The sequence below is a fragment of the uncultured Gimesia sp. genome (assembly GCF_937919775.1).
In the GTDB taxonomy this organism is placed as follows: domain Bacteria; phylum Planctomycetota; class Planctomycetia; order Planctomycetales; family Planctomycetaceae; genus Gimesia.
In genome coordinates, this window is sequence record NZ_CALFPF010000126.1 from 1 (window position 1) to 4,464 (window position 4,464).

2 protein-coding genes are annotated in these 4,464 nt (G+C 48.7%); both read left to right on the forward strand.

What is annotated here, in order from left to right; translation table 11 throughout:
- Nucleotides 1-49 precede the first annotated feature (49 nt).
- Nucleotides 50-3,301, forward strand: coding sequence for a pre-peptidase C-terminal domain-containing protein (locus Q0294_RS03430; RefSeq protein ID WP_299460945.1), 3,252 nt, complete (start codon nucleotides 50-52; stop codon nucleotides 3,299-3,301).
- 387 nt (nucleotides 3,302-3,688) lie between these two features.
- Nucleotides 3,689-4,042: a DUF3467 domain-containing protein gene (locus tag Q0294_RS03435; RefSeq protein WP_299460947.1), complete on the forward strand. Its 354-nt coding sequence runs from the start codon at nucleotides 3,689-3,691 to the stop codon at nucleotides 4,040-4,042.
- Nucleotides 4,043-4,464: the final 422 nt, after the last annotated feature.

Below are 4,464 nucleotides of genomic sequence, written 5' to 3' on the forward strand. Positions count from 1 at the left end.
ATAATTTTGTAACTTCAATGGTATTGTGAATGACTTTAGCGGATTAACGGTGCTCCCAGGTTTTGCGACCAATGGGTATGCCCGGATTGGTTATGTGTCGTTCATTGCAGATGCGGCAACACCGGATGCGGATCCGGTAGTATACAGCATTAACATTACGCCGGGCGATGATTCCGTCAGGCGTGGTAACGAAATCGATCTGAGTCAGATTTCGATTGTCAGTACCTCTGTGACACAAGTTCAACCGTCAGAGTTCTTCATTCAAACCGATCTGAGCAGTCTGTCGATCTCGGGGACCATCGATCTGGGTGGTGGCACGATCCTGGATCTGGATCCGCAAACGCAATCACCGGGTTTAGACAGCACCAGTCTGAGTGGTCGTCTGGGTGTTGTTGTCGATGATATCAATAATCCCACGACGATTCGAATTATTGATTCACTGGTCGAAGTCAATCCGAGTGGGCAATCACGGCCCAATCGTGATGCACTTGGAAACTTCAATGATTTCGATTTAGCTGATTTCGGTCTGCAGGGACGTCAACAGATACCAGACGTGGGAGGTCCAGGGGTCAATGGTAATTTGTACTCGGCGATCCGTGATGCCATTGCCACGGTCTTTTCCACAGATCAGACACTGAGCATGGATGGTCAGTTTAACATTACCGAAGACTGGACTCTGGCGAATGGTCAAATTGATTCGTTCGTTGCGATACCCACCTTTGGTAATTTCATAGGTGACCGAAGTTCGGACGTGGCGTCTGGGTTGACAATGACTTATTTCAATCCGGGTATTGGTATTGCACCTCCTGCTGGCCTGGACAGCTGGGATCAGGCAAAAATAACTGAAGTTTCAACGGGAGTATTTGAACTGATTATTCCCGTCAGCCGAACGCTCAGCTTCACGACTTCGGGTGGCGAAGATGTGGTGTTGAACTTTGTGGGCTCCGTGACTTCCTACTTCACTGTAGGTCAGGAAAATACGGATGAATTCGGCGATACGATTTCCACAGCTGAAGTCACTCCATTGAGCTCGGCGACTCCCGGGACAGAGGTCTACCAGGGGATTCTTGGTAACAACAGTTCTTTGGCTGATCCATTGCTGGATGTGGACATGTTCATGGTTCAGCTGGATGCCGGCGATACCGTCATTGTGGATGTCGATGCCGATCAGTTTAATACCGGGCTCGACAGTTATCTGCGGATCTTTGATGCTGCGGGCAATGAACTCAATACTTCTAATGATGATGTGGCCCCGGATGAATTTTTCTTCGGAGTGGATTCTTACATTTCCTTCGTCGCGTCTTCGACCGGAACTTACTATATTGGTGTGAGTGCTTTCGGTAACGCGACGTATGATCCAACTACGACTGTTGGTAATATGGGGAGTGTTTCCCCAACAGATGTTGGGACATATGACCTGACGATTACCGTGCAGAATGGAATCCCTCCATTACATGGTACGCAGTCCATCGAAACAGCCAGCACCCTGGAAGAAGGAACCACCGTCGATCTGGTGGTGGTTCGCACTCAGACAGAACTGGACGCAAGCGGCCAGACTTCTGCTTTGCCTGCCAGTGATACCTGGATTGATGAGTGGAGTTCGTTCTGGGTCGAAGTTTACGTGGAGTCCGCGGATGCGAAAGGCATCATCAACGCTGTTGCCGATTTGAATTACAACACGAATTTCTTCACCGCCACGACGATTGAATTTGGCAGTGCCTTTGCCGCTTCGGGTCAGGCAGTGATCGATGATGTCACGGGTGTGGTGTCCGGATTAAGTGGTATCGCCGAGGGTGAAAAAACAGGGAACGGTAAGAAAGCCCTGTTGGCCCGAGTGAAGTTTGAATCGCTGGAGCAGGATGATGTCTCAATTGACTTTGAAGACAAATTCATCGGACCGCATGCGTTGGGTCTGTCACTGAGCAACGTGAGCATCAATCTGACGAATGATGCCCAGACCACCTTGCTGATTGGTGATGCTCCCGAAACGGACCTGTGGGCGATTGCCTATGATGTGAACGATGATGATGTCATCAATTTTCGTGACCTGATGATTCTGGCTTCTGTTTATGGTCAGAATGTACTCGATACGAACTCGCCTTATGTCTGGGCTCTCGATGCTGACAAGAGCGGCACCGTGAACTTTAAGGATCTGAGTTTCTTTGCCACGAATTACGGTGTGCATAAAGGTGGTACACAAGAAGTCGTTTATCCGGCGAACTTCCTGCAACGCTGGTACGGAAAAACGACAGATATCACAGGCAATTCCTCCATTGATGAAGTGATGGACGAGGCTCTGGGAATCTGGCAGGCAGCATTAGGCATGGATCAGCCACTTGATATTAAACTGGTGATTACCGACCTCGGTGGGACTCAGTTGGGTGAAGGGCAGATTACCGCCGTCGACGAGCAGGGACGTCCTGTAGCCGGCATGATCACACTCGACGACAATGCCGCCGGTCTGGGCTGGTATTCTGATATCTCTACGACTGCCTTTGGTGGTTCTGAGCTGGAAGGGGGCGTCGCTTACACGGCTGACAGCAGTTCTGATGCCGCCGGCCGTTACGACCTGCTCACCGTACTGTTGCATGAAATTGGCCACGTTGCCGGTTTCACAGACTCCTATGCTCCGTTCCAAAGCCATATAGAAGTGGGTGTCGGCGGGACATTGAGTTTTGTCGGCAGTGGATTTGAAGCGACACTGACAGATGACGGCTTGCACCTGGATGACACGGTTCATGCCGGCGATGTTCTGAATGCAACTTTAGATCCGGGTGTCCGCAAACTGCCTTCTGTATTGGATGCACTCATTCTGCAGGCCGCACATGCATCGGCGGCTACCGGCAACTTTGATATTCTGGTAGGTGTGAATGCTCCTTTAACAGCCAATCTGCCGCTGACACAGCAGCTTGAAGCAACTGACGCTGATGCTGGAAATCAAATGATGACAGCGTTTACACCAGTTGCCGCTTTGGAACCAGTCGTATTTTCGATTTCCAACAGTCTGTCGGAATTGAGCGAAGTTGGACTGCCACAAGTCAATCTGGCACTGAACCACCTGAATCTCAAACTGACCGCGTTGGATCAGAACGAGCTTGATCTGACTGTTCTGGAAGGTCTGAGTGAAGAACTGGTCAGTGATCTGCGTCTCAATGGATTGGCAATTATCAATGGTGGAGAAACTCACACTCTCAAGAGTTCGGATCTGATTGAGCATGATCTGGCTCTGTCTGGAATGAGTGAACAGTTCGATGCCGGATTTGATGATGTCTTCTCTGACTGGGCAGGTCCAATTCTTTAAATCGGTATTTTATTAACACAGTATTAAACCCAGCCCTTATGAGGTTCCTAGAGATCACCATAAGGGCTTTTTTTCTCTATGTTTTATTAATTGGCTACTGTGGGAAAAATGGGTAACGGAGTTGCTTTTTGTCAACATACAGTCATTTTCGGTAGCCATTGATGACTGTCTTGAAAGAGTTTGCAAGTCTGTCCTTTCTGTTCTTGAATGCTGAACAGCGGGATGGTATGTTTCAGGAGTCTTGGAGCAAACCAGGACAGACCATTCAATTTTATGGGCTGATTTGCCTGTTCTCGCAGGCGATATCTGCTCCCCAAATCAGTTCAGGTTCCTATTTCTGGAACCAATTACTTCTTAAGATTTTGTAACATTCAGGAGAACACAAGCGTGAGTGCTAAAAAAGACGACAAACCAGGTGAAGAAACAACTGCAGCAGCAGCACCAGCTCCAGCCCCGCAACAGCAGCAGGTCAAAGTGAATGACAGTAATGTCTCAGCCAGCTATGCTAACTTCTGCCGAGTTTCCAGTACTCCAGAGGAATTGATTCTGGACTTGGGGTTGAATCCACAACCGCTTGATCCGACCAACACGGAAATCACTGTGGGCCAGCGCATTATTCTGAATCACTTCACAGCCAAACGATTGCTTAGCGCACTCTCCATGGCTCTACAGCGTCATGAACAGGCATTCGGCGTTCTGGAAACAGATATCCGTAAGCGTGTTGTCGGTCAGAAGTCTTAGTGTTTTCACACAGAAGTCGTTGACCAAAGCTACATCAAAGACCGGCCCCGATGGAAAATGCATCGGAGCCGGTTTTTTTGTGCGCCGCACGACCCGGCTCTGATTGAACCCTGACCTAGGTTGTGTGAAAGCGAGCGTGCTCAGGGGCTCAATTGAGCGGTTTCGAGACGAGGGGTTCACGTGGGATGTGTCAGTCGATTTTCCCGGGCATGTCTGGGGAAATTACAAAGTTGATAAAGAGGCACTCATACCAGTTATTCTGGTTTTTCCTGAAATTTTGAATAAAAGTTTGGCATCAATTGAGTAGGAAAGAGAAAACGAGTTTGGTAACTTTGATGATGACAGCGCAAGTCAGCTAGAGTGGAGAGCTTTAAATCTCTGATCTAATAGGATATTGTAAAAGAAACATGTTTAGAACTCGT